15 protein-coding genes, 1 pseudogene and 1 riboswitch are annotated in these 24,269 nt (G+C 73.7%); of the genes and pseudogenes, 6 read left to right on the plus strand and 10 right to left on the minus strand.

The genetic code is table 11. The features are described 5' to 3' along the window. Positions 1-56: 56 nt before the first annotated feature. The gene (locus tag BOQ63_RS12185) at positions 57-635 is read left to right on the plus strand and encodes a DinB family protein (RefSeq protein WP_079183565.1); all 579 of its coding nucleotides are present in this window, start codon (positions 57-59) and stop codon (positions 633-635) included. Between the two features lie 19 nt (positions 636-654). After that, positions 655-885 (plus strand): annotated as a pseudogene (locus BOQ63_RS12190) (dual specificity protein phosphatase family protein); the annotation flags it as partial. Positions 886-904: 19 nt separating this feature from the next. On the opposite strand, the gene BOQ63_RS12195 reads toward BOQ63_RS12190, so the two are convergent. Then, positions 905-2,434 carry a UDP-N-acetylglucosamine 1-carboxyvinyltransferase gene (locus tag BOQ63_RS12195; protein WP_094742883.1) on the minus strand — a complete coding sequence of 510 codons (1,530 nt, stop codon included), beginning with the start codon at positions 2,432-2,434 and terminating at the stop codon, positions 905-907. Between the two features lie 227 nt (positions 2,435-2,661). After that, positions 2,662-3,807, minus strand: coding sequence for a cobalt-precorrin-5B (C(1))-methyltransferase (locus BOQ63_RS12200; protein ID WP_030281199.1), 1,146 nt, complete (start codon positions 3,805-3,807; stop codon positions 2,662-2,664). 326 nt (positions 3,808-4,133) lie between these two features. Here BOQ63_RS12200 and BOQ63_RS12205 point away from each other — a divergent pair, with 326 nt between their 5' ends. Continuing rightward, positions 4,134-5,873, plus strand: coding sequence for a TIGR03767 family metallophosphoesterase (locus BOQ63_RS12205; protein ID WP_030281198.1), 1,740 nt, complete (start codon positions 4,134-4,136; stop codon positions 5,871-5,873). 114 nt (positions 5,874-5,987) lie between these two features. On the opposite strand, the gene BOQ63_RS12210 is transcribed toward BOQ63_RS12205, so the two are convergent. From BOQ63_RS12210 to BOQ63_RS12220, 3 genes are read right to left on the minus strand one after another with little or no spacing between them, the layout of a single operon-like run. Beyond that, positions 5,988-7,505 carry a precorrin-2 C(20)-methyltransferase gene (locus BOQ63_RS12210; protein WP_072654216.1) on the minus strand — a complete coding sequence of 506 codons (1,518 nt, stop codon included), beginning with the start codon at positions 7,503-7,505 and terminating at the stop codon, positions 5,988-5,990. Continuing rightward, entirely contained in the window at positions 7,502-8,128 is a 627-nt protein-coding gene (locus BOQ63_RS12215) for a precorrin-8X methylmutase (RefSeq protein WP_030281194.1), read from the minus strand. The genes BOQ63_RS12210 and BOQ63_RS12215 overlap by 4 nt, the downstream gene beginning before the upstream one ends. Beyond that, positions 8,125-9,411 carry a ferredoxin-like domain-containing protein gene (locus BOQ63_RS12220; RefSeq protein ID WP_191093552.1) on the minus strand — a complete coding sequence of 429 codons (1,287 nt, stop codon included), beginning with the start codon at positions 9,409-9,411 and terminating at the stop codon, positions 8,125-8,127. Before BOQ63_RS12220 ends, BOQ63_RS12215 begins: the two co-directional genes overlap by 4 nt. A gap of 200 nt (positions 9,412-9,611) precedes the next feature. Next, positions 9,612-9,697: riboswitch (cobalamin riboswitch) on the plus strand. 157 nt (positions 9,698-9,854) lie between these two features. Between BOQ63_RS12220 and cobN the strand changes: the two genes are divergently transcribed. Together cobN and lnt are read left to right on the plus strand one after the other, a co-directional pair. Beyond that, positions 9,855-13,484 (plus strand): cobaltochelatase subunit CobN, encoded by a 3,630-nt coding sequence (gene cobN / locus BOQ63_RS12225; RefSeq protein ID WP_150475826.1) that lies wholly within the window; start codon positions 9,855-9,857, stop codon positions 13,482-13,484. 75 nt (positions 13,485-13,559) lie between these two features. After that, a complete protein-coding gene (gene lnt / locus BOQ63_RS12230) occupies positions 13,560-15,164 on the plus strand; it encodes an apolipoprotein N-acyltransferase (RefSeq protein ID WP_150475828.1) in 1,605 nt (534 codons plus the stop codon). 21 nt (positions 15,165-15,185) lie between these two features. Here lnt and BOQ63_RS12235 read toward each other — a convergent pair whose 3' ends face one another. The 4 genes from BOQ63_RS12235 to gdhA form a co-directional block, all read right to left on the minus strand. After that, positions 15,186-15,950 carry a VOC family protein gene (locus BOQ63_RS12235; RefSeq protein WP_030551457.1) on the minus strand — a complete coding sequence of 255 codons (765 nt, stop codon included), beginning with the start codon at positions 15,948-15,950 and terminating at the stop codon, positions 15,186-15,188. 140 nt (positions 15,951-16,090) lie between these two features. Continuing rightward, positions 16,091-16,999 carry an NADP-dependent oxidoreductase gene (locus BOQ63_RS12240; protein WP_072654219.1) on the minus strand — a complete coding sequence of 303 codons (909 nt, stop codon included), beginning with the start codon at positions 16,997-16,999 and terminating at the stop codon, positions 16,091-16,093. Between the two features lie 210 nt (positions 17,000-17,209). Next, entirely contained in the window at positions 17,210-18,085 is an 876-nt protein-coding gene (locus tag BOQ63_RS12245; protein ID WP_030281181.1) for an AraC family transcriptional regulator, read from the minus strand. 167 nt (positions 18,086-18,252) lie between these two features. Further along, positions 18,253-19,650: an NADP-specific glutamate dehydrogenase gene (gene gdhA, locus BOQ63_RS12250; protein WP_030281178.1), complete on the minus strand. Its 1,398-nt coding sequence runs from the start codon at positions 19,648-19,650 to the stop codon at positions 18,253-18,255. A gap of 321 nt (positions 19,651-19,971) precedes the next feature. Between gdhA and BOQ63_RS12255 the strand changes: the two genes are divergently transcribed. Continuing rightward, on the plus strand, positions 19,972-20,628 hold the full coding sequence (locus BOQ63_RS12255) for a GTP cyclohydrolase II (RefSeq protein ID WP_030281176.1): 657 nt from the start codon (positions 19,972-19,974) through the stop codon (positions 20,626-20,628). A gap of 109 nt (positions 20,629-20,737) precedes the next feature. Here the strand turns inward: BOQ63_RS12255 and BOQ63_RS12260 are convergent, their stop codons facing one another. Beyond that, positions 20,738-24,166 carry a protein kinase domain-containing protein gene (locus BOQ63_RS12260; protein WP_191093553.1) on the minus strand — a complete coding sequence of 1,143 codons (3,429 nt, stop codon included), beginning with the start codon at positions 24,164-24,166 and terminating at the stop codon, positions 20,738-20,740. Positions 24,167-24,269 lie beyond the last annotated feature (103 nt).

Below are 24,269 nucleotides of genomic sequence, written 5' to 3' on the forward strand. Positions count from 1 at the left end.
GTCCGGTCCGTGGAATTCACCGGGCGGTCACGCGGGCGGGCGGTCAGGATGGCCCGATGACCGATGACCAGACCACTGCCGCCCCGCGGACCGCGACCCTGCCCACGGCCGGCTCGCGCACGGCCGACTCGCGCACGGCCAGCTCGCGCACGACGACCCTGCGCACGGCCGATGAACGGGCCACCCTGGCGAGCTTCCTGGACCACCAGCGCGACACCCTGGCCATGAAGTGCGCGGGCCTGACCGCCGCGCAGCTCCGCACCCGGGTGCTGGAGCCTTCCGGGCTCTCCCTGCTCGGGCTGGTCCGCCACCTCGCCGAGGTGGAGCGCAGCTGGTTCCGCAACGTCCTGGACGGCGAAGGCCGGCGCGGCTTCTGGAAGCACCCGGACGGCACCTTCGCCGAGTTCGACGTCGAGACCGCCGACCCGGAGGAGGCCTTCGCCGTCTGGCGCCGCGAGTGCGACCACACCCGGGAACTCGTCGCCGCCGCAACGTCGTTGGACGTCCTGGGCCACCACGGCGAGGAGGTCTTCTCGCTGCGCTGGATCCTCACCCACATGATCGAGGAGTACGCCCGCCACAACGGCCACGCCGACCTCCTGCGCGAGCACCTCGACGGCACCACCGGCGAGTAGCGGCCGCGCCGGCGCACGGGGCCGTCGGACGCTGGTGCGCTGCCACTCGGGCTACAACCGCTCGGGCCTGGTGGTGGCCCAGGCGCTGGTCGAGCTCGGGCACGGCACGGACGAGGCGGTCCGGCTGGTGCGGGAGCGGCGTTCGCCCTGGGCGCTGAACAACCCGGTGTTCGTGGACTACCTGAACACCGGGTTGGACGTGGCGGTACTGCTGACCGGCCTCAGCGAGTGGGGCCGATCGGTGAACTGACGGAACGCCAACTCGTCGGTCAGATGTCGCGGAAGGTCTCGATCTGGGCGCCGATCGAGTTGAGGCGCTCGGCGAGGTCCTCGTAACCGCGGTTGATGACGTAGACGTTGCGCAGGACGGAGGTGCCCTGGGCGGCGAGCATCGCGAGCAGGATGACCACGGCCGGGCGCAGCGCGGGCGGGCACATCATCTCGGCGGCGCGCCAGCGGGTCGGGCCCTGGACGAGCACCCGGTGCGGGTCGAGCAGCTTGACGTCCGCGCCGAGTCGGGTCAGCTCGGTGAGGTAGATCGCGCGGTTGTCGTAGACCCAGTCGTGGATCATCGTGGTTCCGTTCGCGGCCGCGGCGATGGCGGCGAAGAACGGCACGTTGTCGATGTTGATGCCGGGGAACGGCATCGGGTGGATGGTGTCGATCGGCGCGCTCAGCTTGGACGGGCGCACGGTGAGGTCGACCAGGCGGGTCTGGCCGTTGTGGGCCCGGTACTCGGGGCTCCGGTCGTAGTCGAGGCCCATGCCCTCCAGCACCGCGAGCTCGATCTCCAGGAACTCGATCGGCACCCGGCGGATCGTCAGCTCGGAGGAGGTGACCACGGCGGCGGCGAGCAGGCTCATCGCCTCCACCGGGTCCTCGGCGGGGGTGTAGTCGACGTCGCGGCTGATCTGCGGGACACCGTGGACGGTCAGCGTGGTGGTACCGATGCCCTCGATCCTGACGCCCAGCTTCTCCAGGAAGAAGCAGAGGTCCTGGACCATGTAGTTGGGCGAGGCGTTGCGGATGACGCTGACGCCGTCGTGCCGCGCGGCGGCCAGCAGGGCGTTCTCGGTGACGGTGTCCCCGCGCTCGGTCAGCACGATCGGGCGGTCCAGCGGGGCACCCGGCTCGACCGAGGCGTGGTAGGCGCCGCCGGTGGTGGCGACCTCCAGGCCGAAGCGGCGCAGCGCCGTCAGGTGCGGCTGGACGGTGCGGGTGCCGAGGTCGCAGCCGCCCGCGTACGGGATGGCGAAGTGCTGGGCGCGGTGCATCAGCGGGCCGAGGAACATCAGCACGCTACGGGTGCGGCGGGCGGCGTCGACGTCCATCGCGGCGAGGTCGAGCTCGGCCGGCGGGGTGAGTTCGAGGTCGCGGCCGTCGTTGAGCCAGCGGCTCTTGACGCCGATGCTGGTCAGCACCTCGAGGATGCGGTAGACCTCCTCGATCCGGGCGACGCTGCGGATCGTGGTGCGGCCGGTGGTCAGCAGCGAGGCGCACAGGATCGCGACGCAGGCGTTCTTGCTGCTGCGGACGTCGATGGCGCCGGAGAGGCGGGTGCCGCCGGTGACGCGCAGGTGCATCGGGCCGGAGTAGCCGAGGGAGACGATCTCGCTGTTGAGGGCTTCGCCGATGCGGGCGATCATCTCAAGGCTGACGTTCTGCTTGCCCTGTTCGATGCGGTTGACCGCGCTCTGGCTGGTGCCGAGGGCCTCTCCGAGCTGCGCCTGGGACCAGCCGCGGTGCTGGCGCGCGGTACGGATGAGGGTGCCGATACGGGTGAGGTAGTCGCCTGTCACTCGGCAGACCATATCTCATGGTTGAGATGACGCCAGAACCATGGATGGGCGCGACGCCACTTTTGTCCGTTTCTCACCCCGCATGAGCGCCGGATCTTCACATCACCGTACGAAACTGCTGAGCTTGCGCTGAGCGGGGCGGCACGCTCAACTGGACGCCGCGCAGGGCCCGGGCGGTTCCCCACGGACGTTCAGGGCCCGAGCGGTTCCGCCCGTACGTTCAGGGTTCAGGGCCCGAGCGGCTCCGCCCGGCCGACGACCGTTCCGGCGCGGTCGATGCAGATGACGTCCACCGCGACCGGCGAGCCGAGCAGCACGCCGAGCGCCGTCGCCCGGGCCGCCTCGGCCACCAGGTCCCCGAGCGGCACCCCGGCCGCCCGGCACAGCTGCACGGCCTCCAGCCCGGTGTTGGCCACCGCCACCGCGGCCGCCAACTCCTCGTCCGCCCCGCCGCGACGGGCCAGTTCGGCCAGATACCCCTTGTCCACCTGGGAGCGCGCCGAGTGCAGGTCGAGGTGGCCGTGGGCGAGCTTGGAGAGCTTGGCGAAGCCGCCCGCGATGGTCAGCCGGGGCACCGGGTGGCGCTTGAGGTACTTGAGCACGGCCCCGGCGAAGTCGCCCATGTCCAGCAGCGCGTCCTCGGGCAGTCCGTGCACCGCGACCGCGACCTTCTCCGAGGTCGAACCGGTGCAGCCCGCCACATGGGTGCGCCCGGCCGCCCGGGCCACGTCGACGCCGCGGCGGATCGAGTCGATCCAGGCCGAGCAGGAGTAGGGGACGACGATCCCGGTGGTACCGAGGATGGACAGCCCGCCGAGGATTCCGAGGCGGGGGTTCCAGGTCGAGCGGGCGATCTCCTCGCCGTGGTCCACCGAGATCTCCACCACCACGTCCCCGCTGCCGCCGTGCGCCGCCGCCGCTTCGGCCACGGCGTCGCGGATCATCTGCCGGGGGACCGGGTTGATCGCGGGCTCGCCGACCGCCAGCGGCAGGCCCGCCTTGGTGACCGTGCCGACTCCGGGGCCGGCCCGGAACACGACTCCGGTGCCGGGTCCGCCGGGCCGGACGGTGGCGCGGATCAGTGCGCCGTGGGTCACGTCCGGGTCGTCGCCGGCGTCCTTGACCACGCCCGCCATGGCGCCGGCCGGCACCCCGCTCTCCGTGGTGAGCTGCTCGGCGGCGAGGGCGAAGGCGGGCTGCTGGCCCTTGGGGAGGGTGATGGTGACCGGGTCCGGGAACTCGCCGGTCAGCAGCGCGGTGTACGCGGCCTTGGTGGCGGCGGTGGCGCAGGCGCCCGTCGTCCAGCCGTGCCGCAGCCCGCTGCTCTTCAGCTGGCCGGCCCGGCCTCCCGCCTCGGCTCCCGCTGCGGCCACCCTGCGCCTCGTTTCCGCGCTGCCGGGGCGGCGCCCGCGCACCGCCCCTCGTCCCGTCGGCGGCCGCACCGGCCGTCGCCGCCGATTTTCCCCCATCCGTCCGGCTCCGCCCCGACCGGGGTGGCGGCCGGCCCCACAGCCGACGGGCCGGCGCAGGGGTGCGCCGGCCCGTGTTCCCGAAGAGTTCTCCACCCGGGCCTAACGCACGGTGGCTACCGGTGGGTAATCTGGCGGTCCGCCAGAAGCGGGTTCATGACACTCAGGTCCGGTGGGCGGGGCGCTCTTCCCGGCCGGGCCGTCAGCATGTGGGGGTTTTTGTGGCAGGCATGAAACGACGTACGTTCATCACCGGTACGTCGGTGGCCGCCGCCTGGTCGGCCTTGTCGATCGGCGGTGCGCAGTTCGCCTCGGCCGCCGGGCGGGACCGGGCACTGGCGACCACGGCCGCGCGGGCGGTCGACGTCGCCGGGACGACCTTGGAGCAGGTGGCCACGCCGTCCGGCACCGGCGCCTACAAGCGGCTGACCGCCGGGCCGGGGTGGCCGCTGGTGGTGCGCGGGGAGCTCGCGGCGCCGGGCGCCGGGCGGGACGACCGCCGCACCGGGCTGGCCAGCTTCGTCCAGTTCAGCGACCTGCACCTGGTGGACACCGAGTCCCCGGTGCGCTTCGAGTTCCTGGCCAAGTACAACGACAGCGCCTACCGGCCGCAGGAGGCCCTGAACGCCCGGGGTGTCTCGGCGCTCGTCGAGCGGGTCAACTCGCTCTCCGGCGGCCCGTACACCGGGCTGCCGTTCAGCATGGTGATGGCCACCGGTGACAACACCGACAACCACGAGCTGGCCGAACTCGACTGGTACCTCACCGTCATGGGCGGCGGGCGGATGGCCCAGAACACCGGTGACCCGTCCCGCTACGAGGGCGTGCAGAACTCCGGGAACTCGGCCTTCTGGAACCCCGAGATCGCCTACAGCGACGTCTACAAGGCGAAGGGCTTCCCGCAGGTGCCCGGCTTCCTGTCGGCGGCCGGTCGGCCCTTCGACGCGCCGGGCCTGAAGACCCCCTGGTACACCACCGTCGGCAACCACGACGACAGCATCGAGGGCTCGCTGCCGGACTTCGGGCTGCTGAACGACCTCTACACGGGCGGGCTCAAGCTGGAGGGTTGCGACGACGCGACCGCCGCCCAGCTGATGGACTCGCTGCGCCGGGACCCGGCGGGCGCCGTGCTGCTGCTCGCCAAGCTGCTCGCGAACGGCGAGGCGGTGCGCCGGGTGACCCCGGACGAGCGCCGACACCCGTTCACGCTCAAGGAGTTCGCCAAGGCCCACCTCAACCCGGCCGTCACCGGCGCCGGTCCGTTCGGGCACGGCTTCACCTCGGACATGGTGGGCAGCGGCAAGCTCTACTACACCTTCCGGATCTCGGAGAAGGTCGTCGGCATCAGCCTGGACACCACCAACCAGGCCGGGTTCGCCGACGGCTCACTCGGCACCACGCAACTGCGCTGGCTGGAGCAGCAGTTGAAGGACCACAGCGGGCACTGGTACGACACCAACGGGAACAAGGTCACGGGCGGCAGCACCGACGACGTGATCCTCCTCTTCAGCCACCACACCAGCGGCTCGATGGGCAACCTGCTGCCGGACCCGCGCAACGTCTTCGAGAAGCGGCACGACGGCAACGAGCTGGTCGCGCTGCTGCAGCGCTACCCGAACGTGGTCGCCTGGGTGAACGGGCACACCCACATGAACAAGATCACGGCGCACGGGCACGCGGTTCCGGAACGGGCGTTCTGGGAGATCAACACCGCCTCGCACATCGACTACCCGCAGCACGGCCGCATCATCGAGATCGCGGACAACGGGGACGGCACGCTGTCGCTGTTCACCACGCTGATCGAGTCCTCGGCGCCGTACACGACGGACTTCGGCAGCACCTCGGACGCCAACCTGGCGGCGCTGTACCGCGAGCTGTCGTACAACGACCCGAACGGGCGGGTCTCGGCGCTGCTCGGCGCCGGGGAGGACCACAACACCGAGCTGCTGATCACCAAGCCGACCCGGTGACGGGTGGCGGGTGGTGGGTGACGGATAACAGGTAACAGCGGACGGAAGACAGAAAACAGATGACAGCTAACAGATGATGAAATCTGTTAGCTGTCATCTGTCATTCGTCCGCCGTCACTCCTCCGGGTACCGCCGGGGCGTCCAGACGACCTCCACGCCGCCGCCCCGCTCGACCGCCCGGGTCTGCGAGGAGCCGATCAGCAGGATGGTCCGCATGTCGACCAGTGCCGGGTCCAGCTCGCCCAGCCGGACGATCCGGATCCGCTCGGTCGGCCCGCCGACGTCACGGGCCATCACCACCGGGGTCTCCGGCGCGCGGTACTCCAGCAGCACGTCCCGGGCCTGGCCGACCTGGGTGGTGCGGGACTTCGAGCCCGGGTTGTACAGCGCGAGCACCAGGTCCGCCTCGGCCGCGGCGCGCAGCCGCTTGGCCACCACGTCCCACGGCTTGAGCCGGTCCGAGAGCGACACCACCGCGTAGTCGTGCCCCAGCGGGGCGCCGGCCCGGGAGGCGGCCGCGTGGGCGGCGGTCATCCCGGGGACGATCCGCACCGGCACGTCCCGGTAGTCCGGCTCGCAGGCGACCTCCAGCACGGCGGTGGCCATCGCGAAGACGCCCGGGTCGCCCGAGGAGACCACGCAGACCCGGTGCCCGCGTCGGGCGAGGTCCAGGGCGAACTCGGCGCGCTCCGACTCCACCTTGTTGTCCGAGCCGTGCCGCCGCTGTCCCGGCCGCTCCGGCACCCGGTCCAGGTAGGTGGTGTAGCCGACCAGGTCGGTGGCCTCGGCCAGCGCGCCGCGCGCCTCGGGGGTCAGCCAGAGCGGCCCGGCCGGCCCGGTGCCGACCACGGTCACGCTGCCCACGCCGTCCGCGGGCCGTACGACCGGCTCCAGCGGGGCGACCCTGCTCGGCAGCACCGCCACCGAGAAGTACGGGACGCTCTCCTCGTCGACCTCGGTGAGCGGCGCGATGCGCTCCCCGTCCATGAAGGCACGCTCGACGTACTGGGCGTCGTCCAGCCGGCCCGCCCGCTCCAGCGCCCGCCGGACAGCCGGGAAGGTACGCCCCAGCTTCATGATCACGGCGGAGTCGGCGGAGGCGATCCGCGCGGTCAGCTCCTCCTCGGGCAGCGTGCCCGGGATGACGGTGAGCGTCTCCTCCGCCTCGGTCAGCGGCTGCCCGAGGCGGGCCGCCGCCGCGCTGACCGAGGTCACGCCGGGCACCACCTCGGTCGGGTAGCGGTGCGCGAGCCGCTTGTGCATGTGCTGGTAGGAGCCGTAGAACAGCGGGTCGCCCTCGGCGAGGACGACCACGTCGCGCCCGGCGTCCAGGTGCGCGGCCAGCCGGGCGGCGGCCTCCTCGTAGAACTCGTCCAGCGCGCCCCGGTAACCGCCCGGGTGGTCGGTGGTCTCGACGGTGAGCGGGTAGACCAGCTTCTCCTCAATCTGACTACCCGTCAGGTAGCGCTCGGCGATCGAGCGGGCGATGGACCTGCCGTGGCGGGCACTGTGGTACGCCACCACATCGGCCTTGCCGATGAGTTCGGCCGCACGGACGGTCACCAGCGACGGGTCGCCGGGGCCGAGCCCGACGCCGTACAGCCGGCCCGTGGTCGTCTGTCGATCCGTCACTCTTCCTCGCTCGCAATCGCGTTGATGGCGGCGGCGGCGATCGCACTGCCACCACGCCGACCGCGCACCACCAAGTGCTCCAGGCCGGAGGGGTGTTCTGCCAGGGCCTGCTTGGACTCGGCGGCGCCGATGAAGCCGACCGGGACGCCGATCACCGCGGCCGGGCGCGGCGCGCCCGCCTCGATCATCTCCAGCAGCCGGAACAGCGAGGTCGGCGCGTTGCCGACGGCGACCACCGCGCCCTCCAGTCGCGGCAGCCACAGCTCCATGGCGGCCGCGCTGCGGGTGTTGCCCATCGCTCGGGCGAGTTCGGGCACCGACGGATCGGTGAGGGTGCAGATCACCTCGTTGTCGGCGGGCAGCCGCTTGCGGGTGACGCCGCTCGCGACCATGTTGACGTCGCAGAGGATGGGCGCACCCGCGTGCAGCGCAGCGCGCGCCGAGGCGACCACGCCGGGCGAGTACACCAGGTCCTCGACCAGGTCGGTCATCCCGCAGGCGTGGATCATCCGCACCGCGACCTGGGAGACGTCCGCCGGGAGGGCGGCCAGATCGGCCTCCGCACGGATGGTGGCAAAGGACTGGCGGTAGATGGACGCGCCGTCCTTCTCGTACTCGATCACTTTGTGGTCCTCCTGGCCTCGGCGACCGCCTCGGCCATCTCCTCGTTCCTCACGTCCACGGGTGCGCCCGCGGTCGTGGTCGGCCCGTTCACCGTCACCCGGTAGCCGTGCCCCGTGGCCAGCACGTCCACCCATCGCCCGGCCGGGTGACCGCAGCGCCGTTCACAGCCGGACCAGTGGACCGGCAGTCCGCCGGTCCCCGCACCGGCCCCGGCGCCCGACACCGCACCCGAACCGGCCCCCGCGCCCGTGTCCAGGGCCCGGGCCGCGTCGGCCCGTACGTCGGCGAGCGACTTGGCGCAGCCCGGCAGTCCCGTGCAGGCGGTGGCCCGCTCCCAGGCGGAGCCCGGCTCGGTGCGGAACCCGGCCGCCGCCAGTGCGGGCAGCCGGTCGGCCGGGACGCCGGGCAGCACGGCGCCCCGCCAGGGGGTCAGCCGCAGTTCGCCCGCCGAGGCGGCGACCAGTGCGCGCCACTGCGCGGCGCTCGCCCGTCCGAAGCGCATGCCCACCGAGAGGCCGCCGGGCAGCGCGCCCACCGAACCGGAGGCGGACGGAACGCAGGCGGTCGGCAGCGGCACGGTGCCGGCCGGGAGCAGGTCGGGGACCTCGCGCAGGTGCCAGGCCTTGCGGCCGCTGCCGCGCAGCGCGTCCAGGAAGGCGCGGGCCGCGTCCAGCACGGCCGTCACCTCCTGGCCGGCCTCCACCGGGTGCCCGTGCTCGGCCCGTCCGAGGCGCAGCAGGGCAGGGCCGCCCGGGGCTGCGATCAATGTCACATCGGCGTCGAGCGCGGCGACGTCGCCCCGCCCGTCGTCCAGCGCGAACAGGAACTTGCCGGAGAGCCCGGCCGCCCAGTCGCTCGCGCACAGCCGCGCGTCCAGTTCCCGTACCCAGGCCTGCACATCGGCGTTGCCGAGGGTGTCCAGCCCGGCCAGCGGCGAGGCGACGATGTTGCGCACCCGCTCGTGGGTGTCCGAGGGCAGCAGTCCGACGGCGCGCAGGCGCTCGCCGAGTTCGGCCCCGCAGTCCGGGGCCAGGCCGCGGAGTTGGACGTTGCCGCGCGAGGTGGTCTCCAACTCCCCGTCGCCCAGGGCCTGCGACGCCTCGGCCAGCGCAATTGCCTGACGAACCGTCAGCAGTCCGCCGGGCAGCCGGACCCGGGCGAGGCCGCCGTCGTCGGCGGTGTGCAGGCGAAGGGCCCCGGGGCAGGCGTCCGCGCGCCCCCGGTCGGGCACGGCGGCGCCCGGCGCGGTGACGTCGGGTGTCGGTGGCATGGCGGCGAGCATACAGATGATCCGATCGGTTGCCTCCGTCCGCTGCGTCACACCCGGCAGCACGCCCGGCCCACCGCCCGGCGCCCGTGGGTTCCGTGCGCCCACCCGTGCGCCGGGCGAGGCCGAGCTGGCTCTCCCCCAGGTCAGCCGCACCCCGTACGATGCTGGCGGGCGGTCCCCAGCGGGCCGTCCACGCCAGCGACGGCGCAGGGGAGGAAACCGGTGCAAGCCCGGTGCGGTCCCGCCACTGTGACCGCGGTTCACCGGGAAGCCGGTCGGCCGCGGGAGCCAGGAACTCCCGCCGTCCTCCACCGGCCCGGGGCGCGGACCCCGAGGAAGGCAGAAATGCACCAGCGCTGTCGCATGCCCGCGCCCGTACCCGCGGCCACCGCCGCGGCCGCCCCGGCCACCACTGCGGCCATCCTGGCCACCGACGAGGCCAGGAGGGCCTTCGCATGATCCTGCTGCTGTCGACGTCCGACACCGACCTGCTCAGTGCCCGCGCCTCGACGGGCCCGGTCCCGTACCGGCTCGGCAACCCGGCCCGACTGACCCCCGAGGACCTGCCCGCGCTGCTGGAGGGCACCGAGCTGGTCGTGGTCCGTCTGCTCGGCGGGCGCCGCGCCTGGCAGGAGGGCCTGGACGCGCTGCTGGCCGGCCCCCGCCCGGTGGTGGTGCTGACCGGTGAGCAGGCCCCCGACGCCCAGCTGATGGAGCTTTCCACCGTCCCGGCCGGCATCGCCGCCGAGGCGCACGCCTACCTCGCCCACGGCGGCGCGGCCAACCTGGCCGAGCTCGGCGCCTTCCTCTCCGACACCGTGCTGCTGACCGGCCACGGCTTCGCCCCGCCCGCCTCCGCCCCCGCCTGGGGCCCGCTGGAGCGCGAAGCCCGTACGAACGAAGGCCCGACGGTCGCGGTGCTCTACTACCGCGCCCACCACATGAGCGGCAACACCGCCTTCGTGGAGACGCTCTGCCGCGCCGTCGAGGACCAGGGCGCCCGCGCCCGGGCCTACTACTGCGCCTCGCTGCGCGGTGCCGACCCCGAGCTGCTGGCCGAACTCGGCGCCGCCGACGCGATCGTCACCACCGTGCTCGCCGCCGGCGGCACCCGCCCGGCCGACGCCCAGGCCGGCGGGGACGAGGAGGCCTGGGACGCCGGCGCGCTGGCCGCCCTCGACCGCCCGATCCTCCAGGCCCTCTGCCTCACCTGGTCGCGCGCCCAGTGGGAGGCCAGCGACGACGGCCTGTCCCCGCTGGACACCGCCACCCAGATCGCGGTCCCGGAGTTCGACGGCCGCCTGATCAGCGTTCCGTTCTCCTTCAAGGAGCTGGACGAGGACGGCCTGACCGTCTACACCGCCGACCCGGAGCGCGCCGCCCGCGTCGCCGGCACCGCCGTCCGCCACGCCCGGCTGCGCCACGTCCCGGCCGCCGAGCGCCGCCTCGCCCTGGTGCTGTCCGCCTACCCGACCAAGCACGCCCGGGTCGGCAACGCCGTCGGCCTGGACACGCCGGCCAGCGCCGTCCGGCTGCTGCACCGGCTGCGCGAGGAGGGCATGGACCTCGGGAACGACCTTCCCGGTCTGGACGGGGGCACGGACGACAGCCACGAGGGCGACGCGCTGATCCACGCGCTGATCGCCGCCGGCGGGTACGACCAGGACTGGCTCACCGAGGACCAGCTGGCCCGCAACCCGGTCCGCATCCCCGCCGCCGACTACCGCCGCTGGTACGCCACGCTCCCGCAGAGCCTGCGCGACCAGGTCGAGCAGCACTGGGGCCCGGCCCCCGGCGAGCTGTACGTCGACCGCTCGCAGAACCCGGACGGCGACATCGTGCTGGCCGCGATCCGCTCCGGGAACCTGCTGGTGCTCATCCAGCCGCCGCGCGGCTTCGGCGAGAACCCGGTCGCCATCTACCACGACCCCGACCTGCCGCCGAGCCACCACTACCTGGCCGCCTACCGCTGGATCCAGGCCGCCCAGGAGGACGGCGGCTTCGGCGCCCACGCCGTGATCCACCTCGGCAAGCACGGCAACCTGGAGTGGCTGCCCGGCAAGACCGCCGCGCTGTCCGCCGAGTGCGGCCCGGACGCCGTCCTCGGCGACCTCCCGCTGATCTACCCCTTCCTGGTCAACGACCCGGGCGAGGGCACCCAGGCCAAGCGCCGCGCCCACGCCACGCTCGTCGACCACCTCGTCCCGCCGATGGCCCGCGCCGACTCCTACGGCGACATCGCACGCCTGGAGCAGCTGCTCGACGAGCACTCCAACATCGCCGCGATGGACCCGGCCAAGCTGCCCGCGATCCGCGCCCAGATCTGGACCCTGATCCAGGCCGCCAAGCTCGACCACGACCTCGGCCTGGACGAGCGCCCCGAGGACGACGGCTTCGACGACTTCCTGCTGCATGTCGACGGCTGGCTGTGCGAGGTCAAGGACGCCCAGATCCGCGACGGCCTGCACGTGCTCGGCCAGGCCCCGGTCGGCACCGACCGGGTCAACATCGTGCTCGCCATCCTGCGCGCCCGGCAGATCTGGGGCGGTGTCAGCGCACTGCCCGGCCTGCGCGAGGCGCTGGGCCTGGACGAGGCGGCCCTCACCCTGGGCGCCACCGACGCCGCCGAGGCCGAGGCCCGCGCGCTGGTCGAGGCGATGGAGGCGCAGGACTGGGCGCCCGAGGCGGTGGAGAAGGTCGCCGCCGGGTTCCCGGAGGCGGTCGGCGAGGTGCTGGCCTTCGCCGCCACCCAGGTGGTGCCGCGGCTGGCCGCCACCACCGACGAGCTGGACGCCGTGCTGCACGCGCTCCGGGGCGGCTTCGTCCCGGCCGGTCCGTCCGGCTCCCCGCTGCGCGGCCTGGTCAACGTGCTGCCGACCGGCCGCAACTTCTACTCCGTCGACCCGAAGGCCGTCCCGAGCAAGCTCGCCTGGGAGACCGGCCAGGCACTCGCGAGCTCGCTGGTCGACCGCTACCGGGCCGACAACGACGGCGCCTACCCGCCCTCGGTCGGGCTCTCGCTCTGGGGCACCAGCGCGATGCGCACCGCCGGCGACGACATCGCCGAGGCCTTCGCCCTGCTCGGCGTCCGCCCGGTCTGGGACGACGCCTCGCGCCGGGTCACCGGCCTGGAGCCGATCCCGCTGGACGAGCTCGGCCGCCCGCGCATCGACGTCACGCTGCGCATCTCCGGCTTCTTCCGGGACGCCTTCCCGCACGTGGTCGCCCTGCTGGACGACGCGGTGCGTCTGGCCGCCGCCCAGGAGGAGGCGCCCGAGTCGAACTACGTCCGGGCGCACGTGCAGGCCGACCTCGCGGTGCACGGCGACGAACGCAAGGCCACCGTCCGCGTCTTCGGCTCCCGCCCGGGCACCTACGGCGCCGGCCTGCTCCAGCTGATCGACAGCCGGGACTGGCGCACCGACGCCGACCTCGCCGAGGTCTACACCGTCTGGGGCGGCTACGCGTACGGCCGCGGGCTGGACGGCCGTCCGGCGCGCGAGGAGATGGAGACCGCGTACAAGCGGATCACCGTCGCCGCGAAGAACACCGACACCCGCGAGCACGACATCGCCGACTCGGACGACTACTTCCAGTACCACGGCGGCATGGTGGCCACCGTGCGCGCCCTCACCGGCAAGGCCCCGACCGCCTACATCGGCGACTCGACCCGCCCGGAGACGGTTCGCACCCGCACCCTGACCGAGGAGGCCGCCCGCGTCTTCCGCGCCCGGGTGGTCAACCCGCGCTGGATCGAGGCGATGCGCCGCCACGGCTACAAGGGCGCCTTCGAGATGGCCGCGACGGTCGACTACCTGTTCGGCTACGACGCCACGACGGGCGTGGTCGCGGACTGGATGTACGAGAAACTGACCCAGGAGTACATCCTCGACCCGGTCAACCGCGAGTTCCTGGCGGGCGCCAACCCGTGGGCGCTGCACGGGATCAGCGAGCGGCTGCTGGAGGCGGCGAGCCGCGGGCTGTGGGAGCAGCCGGACCCGGAGCTGATCGCGCAGCTGCAGGCCGCGTTCCTGGAGACCGAGGGCGACCTCGAGGGCGGCGACCCGGAGGGCGACGAGGGCTGACCCGCCGGCGGGCCGGTGTCAACCACGCGTGACGTCGTCTGGCACCGGCCGCCACCCGGGCGGACAATACGGGGCATGTCGCGCCGCATCGCTCCCGCCAGCCCCGCCCCGAGCACGACCCGCACGACACCCACGGCGGAGCGGCAGCCGCGCGCGCCGCACCGGTACCGGGCGCGCTTCGGGGCGCTGGCGGCGGGGGCCGTGCCGGTGGTGGCCTTCCCGGCACCGGGGCTGGCGTGGCTGGCCTGGATCGCGCTGGTCCCGGGGCTGTCGCTGATGCAGCGGGCACCGTCGGGGCGGGAGGCGGCGGTGCGCGGGTGGTGGTTCGGGGCCGGGTTCATCCTGACCGCGATGTACTGGCTGGTGCCGTCGATCGGGCCGGCGCTGCCGGTGCTCGCGGTGCTGTTCGGGGCACTTCAGTCCGTCGTCGGGTACGCGGTGCACCGGCTGCTGCACCCGCCGCTGACCACCCGTCGGGCGCTGCTCGCGCTGCTGGTCGTCCCGGCGGCGTGGGTGAGCACCGAGTACGCGCGGTCCTGGCACGCGCTCGGCGGACCGTGGGCGCTGCTCGGCGCCACCCAGTGGCAGCACCCGGCGATCCTCGGGCTGGCCTCGGCGGGCGGCATCTGGCTGGTCAGCGCGGCGGTGGCGGCCGTGAACACCGGGGCGCTGATCGCGCTGACCGCGGTGCACTGGCGCCCCCGGGCGGCCGCCGCGCTGGTGACCGTCCTGGTGCTGGCCGCCGGTCCGCTGCTGTTCGCGCTGCGCCCGGCACCGGCGGGGGCTGGGGCGGTGACGGTGGCGCTGGTCCAGCCGGGCATCGTCGAGGACCCGCAGGCCCGGTTCGAGGCGAGCACGCGGGACACCGCCGCCCTGGTCGGGCAGCCGGTGGACCTGGTGGTGTGGGGCGAGAGCAGCACCACCGCGGACCTGGACCGCGACCCGGCCGCGCTGGACGAACTGCGCCGGCTCGCGGCCACCACCGGCGCCGAGGTGATGGCCGGGGAGGACGCCCGCAAGGCGGACGGGCGGATCTCCAAGGACGCGGTGCTGGTCTCCCCGGTGGGGGTGGTCGACCGCTACCGCAAGATCCGGTTGGTGCCCTTCGGCGAGTACATCCCACTGCGGCCGGTGCTCGGCTGGATTGCCGGGGTCAGCCGGGCGGCGGGCGAGAACCGGGCGTCCGGCAGCGACTTCCACGTGCTGCCCGCCACCGACCGCGCCGGCCGGCCACTGCCGGTCGGCGCGCTGATCTGCTTCGAGTCGGCCTTCCCGGACATGGCGCGCACCGCGGCCCGGGAAGGCGCCCGGGTGCTGGTCTACCAGTCCTCCACCTCGACCTTCCAGCACACCTGGGCGCCCGAGCAGCACGTCTCGCTGGCGGCGATCCGGGCCGCCGAGACCGGGCGCCCGGCCGTCCAGGCCTCGCTGACCGGAGTCTCCGCGGCCTTCGACGCCCAGGGCCGGGAACTCGCCCGGCTGGGCACCGACGGCACCGGCGCGCTGACCGTCCGGCTGCCGCTCGCCGCGCCCGGCACGCTGACCTGGTACGACCGGATCGGCGACGTGGTGCCGATGGGCGCCCTGCTGGTCACGGCGGGCGCAGCGGTGTCCGCCTGGCGCTCGCGTACCGCCGCCGGACGGGCGGCGGCCGGGCCGGGCACTCGGCCCGCCGCCTAACCCGGCCTCCGGCGCTCCCGCTCAGCCCTCGGTGGCGTCGCGGTAGATGCCGAACGTGGCGCCCTGGGGGTCGCGCAGCACGGCGGTCCGCCGGCCGCCCGGCATGGAGACCGCGGGCACCAGCACGTCCCCGCCCATGGCGACCGCCCGGCCGACCGTGTTGTCGGCGTCGGCCACCGAGAAGTACGGCAGCCAGTGCGGCGGCACCTGGGGCGGGAAGCGGTCGTCCATCGCCAGCATGCCGCCGAAGTCCTGGCCGTTCAGGCCCCACTGGGTGTAGTGCTCGGACGGCGCTACGGACCAGCCGAAGACCTCCGGGTAGAAGTCCCTCGCGCCGGCCGTGTCACGGGTGGCCAGCTCCACCCAGCCGAGCGCGCCGGGCTCGTTGAACACCCCGGCGCCCTTGAAGCCGCGGGGCTGCCAGAGGATGAAGACCGCGCCGGACGGGTCGGCGGACACCGAGAAGCGGCCGTGGTCGAGCACGTCGGTGGGCTCCTTTATGACCTTGCCGCCGGCGGCCTTGATCCTGGAGGCGGTGACCTCGGCGTCGGCGACCGCGAAGGCGACCGTCCAGGCCGTCGGCTGCTGCGGCGCGTACCGCGGGGTGATGGCGGCGGCCGGGGCGTCGCCGACGAACATCTGGGTGTAGCCCTCGGCTTCCGGGCGGGCTCCGCTGTCGGGGCGCCAGCCGAACAGTTCGGTGTAGAAGGTCCGGGCGGCGGGCGGGTCGTCGGTGCCCAGTTCGACCCAGCAGGGGGCGTTGGTGGTGACGGTGGTCTGCTTCATGGCTCCGACTCTCCGGGGTGGTCGAGGGGATGGGGTTCTGGTTCGTCTGGCTCGTCGGGCTGGTCTGGCTCGACCGACTCGTCCGGGGACCGGCTCGTCCGACTCGTCCGGCTCGTCCAGTTCGCCAAGGGGGATGGCTGTCAGGCGACTTCGATGACGACCTTGCCGCGGACGTGCCCGGACTCGACCGCGGCGACCGCCTCGGCGGCCCGGGCGAGCGGGTGGCGGCCGGTGATGTGCGGGTCGAGGTCGCCGACGGCGACCAGGGCGGCGAGCGCGGCGAGGGTCTCGGAGGTCGTCGAGCGGTCGACGGGCTTGCCGCCGAGTTCGGCGGCGGTGGCGGGGTCGGCGGTGCTCACCAGCTCGGTGCGGTCGGTGCGGACGGCGGCCACGGCGCGCAGGGCGTCGCCGCCGACCAGGTCGAGGATGGCGTCGACGCCGTCGGGGGCGGCCGCGGCGATCCGTTCGGCGACGCCGTCGCCGTAGCGGACCTGGGTGGCGCCGAGGGACTCCACGAACGGGCGGTTGGCGTCGCTCGCGGTGCCGAGCACATTGAGGCCCTGGCGACGGGCGAGCTGGGCGGCGGCGCTGCCGACCCCGCCGGCGATGCCGAGGATCAGCAGCGTCCGGCCCGCGCCGAGGGCGAGTTGGCGCAGGGCGTCGTCGGCGGTGGCGACCGAGACACCGATCACGGCGGCCCGGTCGAAGTCGACGGCCTCGGGCTTGAGAGCGCTCAACTCGGCACGCAACAGGGTCTGTTCGGCGAAGCCGCCGGCGGCGACGAGGCCGAACACCTCGTCTCCCGGGGTGAACACGGTGACTCCGGGGCCGACCTGCTGCACCACTCCGGAGGCTTCCTGCCCCATGACGGCGGGGAGTTCGCGCTCGCGGCCCAGGTGGCCCCGGCGGATCTTCCAGTCGACCGGGTTCACCCCGGCAGCCCGGACCGTGATCGCCAGCTGACCGGGGCCGGGGGCGAGCACCGGACGGTCGAGGAACTCCTGCACCTCCGCTCCGCCGTAGTCGACGAAGCCGAATGCCTTGGCCATCGGTTGATCCCACTCCTCGGGTACGGCCTGCGGCCCCTGCTCCCCCGCCCCAGCATGCGGGGAGCGGCGGGATGGGGGCGGGCGCTGGTGGGCCGAACGGGGGTGGGCGAACAATCGACGGCGGACAGCTGACAGATTTCGAAATCTGTCAGCTGTTATCTGTTGCCTGTGATCTGTCAGCCGTAGCCGCCAGCGGCCATGTGTCGGCCGTCAGCCGCGTGTGGTCCGCGTCACCGGCATCCAGAGCTCCGCCTCCGCGTCGCCCGTCCCGGGGATGAAGCGGGTCCGCAGGATCTCCGGGCCCGGCCGGGTCTCGTACGGGTTGGACGGGAACCACTGGCCGTAGGTGTCCCCCCACATCTCCTGCAGCGCGTGCGGGAACGGCCCGGTGTTGGTGAACACCACCCACGTCCCGGCCGGGACGTGCAGAACCTCCAGGTCCTCCGGGACGACGGCGTCCTCGCGCGCCACCACCGCGTGCCAGTAGTCGAGTTCGGACCTCTCCTCCCGGTTGGGCGAGAAGTCGTCCGTCACCGACACGATGCCGAGCGGGTCCTCGCCGGTGAGCGCCGTGATCCGCTCGACGGTCTCCGCGCCGAGTCCCTTGATGAACTCGGCGATGTGCGGGTTGACGCCCAGGTAGATCAGCGGCACCCGGGCCTTCTTCCCTACGATCCGGAACGCCGGCTTCTCGATGATCCGGTACTCCATGCTGCTGCTTCCCTCCACGATGAGCCGGAAGGACATCCGGGGTTGGGAGACGAGCACCGCTCCGTCGCGCCGGGCCGCCCCGGGCCCGACCCCGTGCATCGACCGGAACGCCCGGGCGAACGCCTCTCCCGAGGTGTAGCCGTACCGGACCGCGATGTCGAGCAACGTCCTTCCGCCGTCAAGCACTTCGGCCCCGGCGACGGTCAGCCGCCGACGCCGGACGTACTCGGACAACGGCATCCCGGCGAGCATCGAGAACAGCCGTCGGAAGTGGTACTCCGACGTCATCGCGGTCCGAGCCAGCTCGGCCACGTCGATCTCCTGGTCCAGGTTCCGTTCGATGTCCTCCATCGCCCGGTTCAGGTGCTCCAGCACTCCGCCCCCGTCCTTCCCTTACTGATCACCACCGTAGGAAGGACCCACCCTGCCGTACCCGACGATCGGTGCCCGATGCGGTCGGGTGCCGATCGCCGGATACCGGTCGCCGGGTGCCGGTCGCCGGGTGTCGGTCGCCGGGTGTCGGCGAGGGCAAGGGCGAGGGCTCAGACCAGGCCCTGGGCCAGCATCGCGTCCGCGACCAGTTCGAAGCCCGCGATGTTCGCGCCCACCACGTAGTCGCCCGGGTGCCCGTAGCGCTCGGCGGTGGTGAAGCAGGAGTCGTGGATGTGCTTCATGATCCCGGCCAGCCGCTCCTCGGTGCGCTCGAAGGTCCACGAGTCGCGCGAGGCGTTCTGCTGCATCTCCAGCGCGCTGGTCGCGACGCCGCCCGCGTTGGCCGCCTTGCCCGGCCCGAAGGCCACCCCGGCCTTCTGGAGGACCCGCACCGCGTCGGGGGTGGTGGGCATGTTGGCGCCCTCGGCGACGGCCAGCACCCCGTTCCGGACCAGGGCGAGCGCGTCGGCCTCGGTCAGCTCGTTCTGGGTGGCGCAGGGCAGCGCGACCTCGCAGGGCACGCTCCACACACCGGGGCCCTCGACGAACTTCACGTGGCCGCCGCGCAGTTCGGCGTAGTCGGAGACGCGGCCGCGCCGGACCTCCTTGACCTCCTTGAGCAGCTCGAGGTCGATGCCCTTCTCGTCGACCACGTAGCCGGAGGAATCGGAGCAGGTCAGCACGGTCGCGCCGAACTGCTGGGCCTTCTCGATCGCGTACACCGCCACGTTGCCGGAGCCGGAGACGACCACCCGGCGCCCCTCCAGGCCCTCACCCCGGCTGCGCAGCATCTCGGCGGTGAACAGCACGCAGCCGTAGCCCGTCGCCTCGGTGCGGACCTGCGCGCCGCCCCAGCCGAGGCCCTTGCCGGTGAGCACGCCGGCCTCGTAGCGGTTGGTGATCCGCTTGTACTGGCCGAACAGGTAGCCGATCTCCCGGCCGCCGACGCCGATGTCTCCGGCCGGGACGTCGGTGTGCTCGCCGAGGTGGCGGTACAGCTCGGTCATGAAGGACTGGCAGAACCGCATGATCTCCGCGTCCGAACGCCCCTTGGGGTCGAAGTCGGAGCCGCCCTTGCCGCCGCCGATCGCCAGCCCGGTGAGGGCGTTCTTGAAGATCTGCTCGAAGCCGAGGAACTTGATGATGCCGAGGTTCACCGAGGGGTGGAAGCGCAGGCCGCCCTTGTACGGGCCGAGGGCGCTGCTGAACTCCACCCGGAAGCCGCGGTTGACGTGGACGTCGCCGGAGTCGTCCGTCCACGGCACCCGGAACATCAGCTGCCGCTCGGGTTCGCAGATCCGCTCGATGAGCCGGGCGTCGAGGAGTTCGGGGCGGTGGGCGAGCACCGGGGCGAGGGTCTCCAGCACCTCGTGCACGACCTGGTGGAACTCCTCCTCGCCTTTGTTGCGGCGTACGACGTCCGCGTAGAGCGTCTCGATCGCGCGCTGCTCGGTGTCGAAGCGGGACTGCGGGGCGGAGGTGGGGGCGCCGGCGCGGCTCGTGGGCATCTGATCAAGACCTTCCGTGGTCGTCGGTGGTCGTGCGCGAGGCGTTCCCGTGCCCAGGAAACGGGAGGCAGTGTCGCACCCGTCCACACCTCGGTTCCCACCCTTCCACATGCTGGAACGCCGCAGCGGGAACACACGGGGCGGGTGCGGCGTTCTGCGCCTCCGGTTGTGCCTCCGGTGTCGAGCCGGGAACCACTCGCATCCAGTTGTTCAAATTGGAACAACCTAGTACGGTCAACACCCGATCCATTCGGATCCGCCCGATCCCACTCGGTCCAACCCGGTCCGACCCGGCCCACCCCCGACGACGGAGGCCCACCCATGCCGCAGCCCGGCTCCGCCACGGTGCGCTCGCGTGTGCGCATCCCGCTGACCTTCCCCGACGGCTACCGCGCCGAGGCGGAGGTCTTCACCTTCCACGGCCTCGCCGACGGCGCCGAGCACCTGGCGCTCGCCCTCGGCGCGGTCCCGGACGGCGGGACGCCGCTGGTGCGGCTGCACTCCGAGTGCCTGACCGGCGACGTCTTCGGCTCGGACCGTTGCGACTGCGGCCCGCAGCTGCGCGAGTCGGTGGAGCTGATCAGCGGGGCCGGCGGTTACCTGCTCTACCTGCGCCAGGAGGGCCGGGGCATCGGGCTGTACAACAAGCTCGACGCCTACGCCCTCCAGGACTCCGGCCTGGACACGTACGACGCCAACACCGCGCTGGGCCTGCCCGAGGACGGCCGGGACTACACCGCGGCCGCCCAGATGCTCGCCGCGCTCGGCATCGACGGCACGGGCGGCACGGGCGGCACGGGCGGCATCGACCTGCTGAGCAACAACCCTGACAAGGCCGCCCAGTTGGGCAGGCTCGGCGTCACCGTCCGGCGGCGGGTGCCGACCGGCGTCCACCTGTCGGCGAGCAATGTCCGGTACCTGACGGCGAAGGTGGAGCGGACCGGGCACTCGATCGAGCTCTCCCGGCTGGTGGGCTGAGCAGGGTGGCGGCGGCCGGCGCGCGGCGAACAGGTAACAGCCGACGGATGACAGATGACAGCAGACAGATTTCGAAAGCTGTCCGCTGTCATCTGTCTGCTGTCATCTGTCAGTTGCCGGTCCCCCGCCCCCGCACCGTCCGCAGCACTCCGTACGCCGCCAGCGGCAGCACCACCAGCAGCGCGGCCCAGAAGGCCCCGTGCCCCCACCAGTTCGCGACCGCGCCGAACAGCCCCTCGAACACCGGGATGCGCAGCGCCTCCACCGGCCCCAACGCCCCGGGCCAGGCCCCCAGGAACAGCGTTCCGAGGATCCAGCCGACGAACAGCACCCGCGCGGTGACCGGCGTCCCGAGAGTGCTCAACAGCGACACCGCCGCCAGCAGGATGACGAACCCCGCCTGGTAGGACGCACCGGTCTGACCCGTCCCCCAGGAATCCGGCGTCCGGTGCACCCCGGCGGCCGCGAGCCGCACCTCCACGACCGCCCAGAGCAGCAGCACCAGCACCCCGGTGCTGCCGAGCGCGAACCGGAGCCGGTCGCGCGTCCCCGCCCGGCCTTCCCGCCACGCCCCGGAGGCGGCCGCCTCCGGCCGCGGCTGCCCATCGGCCCCTGCGGCCCGCGAGACCCGCGCGGCGCGCCGGTCGAGGTCCCGCCAGCCCTCCCGGACCTGCCGCCGGGCCTGCTGGGCAGGCTTGAGCAGCCGGTCGCAGGCCCGCTCGATCAGCACGAAGGCCACCACGACCGCGATCACCGCCACGATCCCGGCCCAACTCCCCATACCGCCCTCGAACATGACCACCCGCTGGGCCACCGGCTGCGGCGCCTCCACCGCCGTCATCGGCGGTCCGAGCCGCAGGTAGCCGATCGTGAGGGCGCCCACGCCGGTCAGCAGGCCCGTGCCGAAGCCAACCCGGGCCGGGAAGAAGGCGAGCACGGCGGCCGCCACGAAGGCCGCGCCCAGTTTGCCGACCACCTGCTCCGCCGCATGCTTCCCGGCGGAGTGCAGCGGCCCGCCGAACAGGTCCGGCGAGAGGTCGAGCCGGTGCCCGCCCTCGACCGGGAGGCGCAGCACCGCCCCCGCCCACAGCAGCAGCCCGAGACCCACCACCAGCAGCGCGACCGCCGCCACCCGGCGCGGCAGCATGGTGCGGGCGTACGGCCACCAGAGCCGCAGCCGGGCCGCCCAGTCCACCGGTGGCCGTCGGCGCCGCTCCCGCCACAGCCGGGCCGCCCGTCCGGCCCTGGCCCGTCCCTCCCGCAGCATGCCCGCCTCCGGCTCGGGCTGCTCGGGCCGCCCGCGGCCGCGCCGTCGCAGCGCCTCCGCCGCCACCATCGCCGCCCGTCCCGAGACCTGCCCCTGGTCGGCCCCGACCGCCCGCCGGCGCAGGGCCGACCAGCGGCGCCGCACCACGTCCCGCGGGGTGGCCGCCTCCGGGTCGGGAGCCGGCCGCCGGGCCACCGAGCGCACCGCCGAACGCGCCCCGGCGCCCGCCGTCAGCGCCCCGTCCACCACCGCCGCCGCCACCACTGCGGCGAGCTCCGAAACCCGTGCGGGCAGCGGCAGTCGATGCAGTGCGGCGGGCAGCGGGGAGAGCCGGGCGAGCAGCCGGTACCGCTCCTCCGGGCGGATGCTCAGCCAGACCGCCAGCCGGTGCGCCTCCTCCCGCTCCTCGGGGCTGAGCCCGCCGCCACCGCGGCGCCCGCCGCCGACCGTACGGGCCGTGCGCTCCACCTCGGCGAGCACGTCCGGGAGCGCCGCGAGGGCGAGCAGCCGCGAACAGTGCTCGCCGGAGCACTCGGGATGGAAGCAGTCGTAGCGCGCGGCGACGGCCGGGGCGCCGCCGCGGACCAGTTCGTCGACGAAGGCGGCGCCGTCCGGTTCGGTGGCGATCCGCTCCAGTCCGGCCGGGTCGATCGGACGGTCGCGGTAGTGCGGGACGGCGGACGGCGCGTAGGCCGCGCCGAGGGCGAGCACGGCGACGCCGGCCACCGCCTCGCGCCGGGGGCCGGGTGCGCGGACCACGTCCGTGAGGTAGTGCAGGTCGAACACGGAGTCCTTGACATCGTCGCGCAGCCAGTCCCGCAGCCGCTCCGCCCCCACCGCCGCCAACCACCGCGCCGCCGCACCGGAGTTGCGCAGCAGCACCTCGGTGAGCCGGACCGGGTCGGTGAACGGGTCGCCGAGGAAGGTGATCGGCCGACGGGCCTGCGGGCGGCGCCGGACCACCTCCGGGCTGCCGCCGGCCAGCCAGCTGCGGACCTCCGGGGCGGTCCAGCGGTCCTCCGGCTTCTTGGTGAACAGGCCCTGAAGCAGGAGGAGTTGGCGCTGGTCGGTGACGGCGGCGAGGTCCACCTCCTCGCCCATGACCAGTTCCAGCTCCAGGTCGTGGTCGGCGGCCCGCCGGCCGTCCGGCCCGACGAACCGGGGGCGGCCGACGAACAGCTCGTACAGCACGTTGCCGAGCCCCCACCAGGGCCCGGCCTCATGGTTCTTGCCGGCCAGTTGCTCGGGGGCCATGTAGGCGACGGTGACCATCATCGCGGAGGTGAAGCGGCGGCTGTCGGTGAGCCGGTCGACGCCGCCGAAGTCGGCGATCACGAACTCCCCGGGCCCCCGGCCGGGCCGAACCAGGATGTTGGCGGGCTTGAAGTCCAGTGGGTTGCGCTGGATCCGCCGCTGCCAGAACTCCAGCAGCGAGACCAGCTCGTAGACGATCTGCTCGGCGGTCCGCGGGTCGGTGTGGGCGCCGCTGCGGCGCAGTTCGGCGACGTGCGCGGAGAGGGTGACCGGCAGGTACTCCATCGCCACCCAGTCGACCAGCGCGCCGTGGTGGCGCACCCGCCCGAAGTCGATCAGGTGCGGTACGTGCCGCCGGAAGCCGTCGTTGCGCAGGTGGGCGAGCAGCTCGTGGTCCATCGGCTGGCCGACGACGGACACCTTGACCGCGGCGTCGGCGCCGCCGTCGGTGCGCCGGACGTACCAGACGGTGCCCTCCGCGCCGGCGCCCGCCTTGCCGAGCGGGGTGAAGCGGGCGCGCAGGGCGTCGGGGAAGCCGTCCTCGGACGGGTCCCCGCCCTCGCACGGGCCGCCCCGGACGGCGGGCCCGCCGTCCGGGGCGGCGGCGCCCACGGGCCCGGGGCCGCCGTTCGGGCTGGGGCCGGGGCCGATGCTGTCCTGCCAGGACGGTCCCTGCGCGGCCCGGGGCCGCACCACCTCGGTGTCGGCGTCCGGGTCGTACCGGCCCGGTGTGCCGGGCCGGACCCTGGTCGCGGCCTCCGGGTCGTGGCGGGGGCCGGGCATCCGCCGGGTGGCGGCCTCCGGGTCCACCGCGGCGGTCTGCTGGGCGCCGAGCCGGGACGCCCCGTCCGCGCCCGCCTCCGTACCAGCCCGCGCACCGCGCCGCCGGTCCCACGACCCCCGGAACCGCGAGCCCCGTTCCCGCGACCCCCAGTCCACCCTGGTCCGCGGCGGCTCCCCCGGCGTCCCCTGGCGTCGGTCCTCCCCGACCGGCCCGGCGTCCTCCGTTGCGCCCATGGCGGCGTTCCCCTCCCCGTGCCCCGGGGCCGGTGCGAGGGCCGTGACTGCGAGGGCCTTGACTGCGGGCGCACCGGTGCCGGGTGGTGATTTTGACGCGTCA

This window comes from Streptomyces viridifaciens (genome assembly GCF_001888885.2).
In the GTDB taxonomy this organism is placed as follows: domain Bacteria; phylum Actinomycetota; class Actinomycetes; order Streptomycetales; family Streptomycetaceae; genus Kitasatospora; species Kitasatospora aureofaciens.